This window comes from Nocardiopsis protaetiae, assembly GCF_045446735.1.
Classification (GTDB): Bacteria; Actinomycetota; Actinomycetes; order Streptosporangiales; family Streptosporangiaceae; genus Nocardiopsis; species Nocardiopsis protaetiae.
Genome location: NZ_JBJJBV010000467.1, coordinates 1 through 2,833, shown reverse-complemented (window position 1 = coordinate 2,833; position 2,833 = coordinate 1). Strand labels below are relative to the sequence as shown.

1 protein-coding gene is annotated in these 2,833 nt (G+C 73.1%); it reads right to left on the bottom strand.

Annotated elements, in window-relative coordinates:
- Window positions 1–74 precede the first annotated feature (74 nt).
- Window positions 75–2,657 (bottom strand): glycoside hydrolase family 9 protein, encoded by a 2,583-nt coding sequence (locus ACJOT3_RS33915; RefSeq protein WP_406977221.1) that lies wholly within the window; start codon window positions 2,655–2,657, stop codon window positions 75–77.
- Window positions 2,658–2,833 lie beyond the last annotated feature (176 nt).

Below are 2,833 nucleotides of genomic sequence, written 5' to 3'. Positions count from 1 at the left end.
TCCGCGCTCTCCTGCGGGACCCCGTCCCCTCCCGGCCGGCGGTGCGCTCGTACGCGCGCACCGCCGGGGAGGGATCAGCGGCAGACGCTCCCGTTGAGCGTGAACCGCTCGGGTGAGGCGTTCGGCCCGGGGCCGGTGGAGCCCACGAAACCGAAGGTCGCCTCGGCGCCCGCGCCGATCCGGGCGTTCCAGTCCAGGGAGTGCGCGGTCACCGTGCGCCCGGACTGCGTCAGGTCGGTGCTCCAGTGATTGCGCACCGTCTGGGAACCGGGGAAGGACCAGCCCAGCTCCCAGCCGGTCAGCGCCTCGCCACCGGTGTTGCGCACCACCACCTGGGTGTTGAACCCGCCGTCCCAGGTGCCGTGCACCCGGTAGTCCACCTCGCAGGAGGACTCGGCGGGAGGTGCGGCGTCGCCCTGGTCGGCGACGAACGCCGACACCCAGGCCAGGGTCGAGTTCCAGTTGATCGTCAGCTCGTTGGTCGCCCACGAGTCGATGTGGTCGATGTAGCAGAACTGGGGCGCGCACCCGCCCAGGTTCGCCTGCGCGACCGGGTCCCAGGTCCCGGTGTCGGAGTTGGGCCCGCCGGAGACGGTCCCCGGCGGCGGGCCGGGCAGGGACGGGTCCAGCTGGTTCGCGTACCAGCGGCTGTGCTGGTTCTCCGAGTACGCCGTCCCGTACCCGGTCACGTAGGAGTTGTTGAGGGCGTTGCGGCCCAGGAGGTAGTCCACGCCCTCCAGGACGGCGTCCCGGAACCGGGCGTCGCCGTCGATGTCGTACGCGGTGGCGACCACCACCAGGTTGTTGAGGACCAGGTTGTTGGAGCCCCAGGCGAACACCCCGCTCTCGGGGGCGTAGGCCAGGCCGTAGGGGTGGGCGGCCACGGCGTCCGCGTACTGTCCGGCGCCCTCGACCACGGAGGCGCGCACCGCGTCCCGGTCGGCCAGGCCGCTGGGCACGGTGGCCAGCTGGAGGCGGCCCAGCGGGGCGGTCCACTTCCAGTCGAAGCCGTCGGCGGTGAACACGTCGGCGGTGTGCAGCTCCGACGACGTCACCGCCTCCTCGTACTCCGCGGCGCCGGTCGCCAGGTACAGCTCGGCGGCCGCCCAGTAGAACTCGTCGGCGATCTCGTCGTCGTTGTAGGGGCCGCCGCCCTCGCCGCCCGCCTCGGCGTAGCGGTCGGGGTGGGCCACCGCGGCGTCCCAGGCGGTCTCGGCCGCGGTCAGGCAGGTCGCGGCGAACGCGTCGTCGTAGGGGGCGAACACCCGGGAGCACTGGGCGGCGGTCGCGGCCAGGTTGAGGGTGGCCGCGGTCGACGGCGCGTGCAGGTAGCGGGGCTGGGGGTCGGCGGCGGGCATCAGGGGCAGTCCGGTCCAGCGCTCGTCGTGCACCTTGTGGTGGGCCATCCCGGCGAGCTCCTCGCCCGCGGGCACCTGCATGGACAGCAGGAACTCCATCTGCCAGCGGGCCTCGTCGAGGACGTCGGGGACCCCGTTGCCGCGTTCGGGCACGGCCAGGGTGGTGTCGCCGACCCGTCCGGGGTCGCCGGTGGGCGCGGTGTGCGCCCGCTCGTAGACGCTCATCAGCTGGTGCACGGAGATACCGCCGTTGACCACGTACTTGCCGTGGTCGCCGGCGTCGTACCAGCCGCCGGAGACGTCGAGCGCGTAGTCGCAGGGGGCGCTCGGGTGGCAGGTGACCTCGGTGTCGCCCTGGTTGGGGGCGACCCCGACGTGCCCGGCCGCGCGGCCGTAGCCGGGGGCGATCTCGTCGAGGATCTCGATCCCGCTGCGCTGGGTGTAGTAGAACTCCAGCGCGTCCGTCGCCAGCGCCCGGTAGGGGTCGGCGCCGATCCCGAAGGGGTGGCTCGTCTCCCCGTCGGCGGTCAGGGTGTAGCCCTCGCCCGGCGCGGTGACGTGCCCGAAGTCGATGGTGTGCACGTTCTGCCCGGAGGTCGCGTCCAGGCCGCCGGGGACGGTGTCGCCCTCGGCGACGACGGTGCCGTCGGCGTCGGCCAGGCTCCAGGGCAGCGGGTCGGCGGCGTCGGTGACCACGGTGGCGTTCTTGGGCCCCTGCGGCAGGTAACCGACCTGGTTGACGCGCACGCGGGGGCCGGTGTCGGGTTCGTACACGGGGGGTTCGGCCCCGCCGAGCAGGGAGACGTCGTCCAGGCACAGGGTCCAGGGGTCGGCGGAGCCGCCGATCTGGAAGGCGACCTGGGCGGCGTCGTGGTCGGCCCCGGCGGTGAACACGTACTCGTACACGGCCATGTCCTGTGTGAGGACGGGGCGCTCGTCGAACTCGGTGCGCCAGGGGTCGACCGCCTCCTGCACCAGGGCCCGGACGGGGCGGCTCGCGGTGCCGGAGGCGGAGAAGGAGAAGGTGTAGGACTCGCCCGCGACGATCGGCACGTCGTTCTGGCCGACGATGACCTCCCACGGGTCGGCGGTGCCGCCGGGCACCTCGACGCACAGGACCCCGTCGGTGACGGTCAGTTCGATCTGCGGGGTGCCCCACCAGCCGGTGGTGCCGTCGGAGAAGTCGCCGTTGACGATCTGCTCGACGGGTTCGTCGGCCAGGGCCGGGGGCGGGGCGGCCAGGGGGAGGGCGAGGAGGGCGGCGGTGCCCAGGACCGCGGGGGTTCTTCGTGGACTCAAAGGGGGGTCGTCCTTCCGGGCGGGCCGGGCAGCCGGCCGATAGTCTGGGAGCGCTCCCAAGCAAAGGTACGATCATTGTTGTGTCGCCCGTCACACCTGTCAATGGGTGTTCTCCGGGTGATCTCCCCCTGGCGTCGACCGGGTTCAGGCGACGGGGGCTCCCAGGGCGGCCCGGG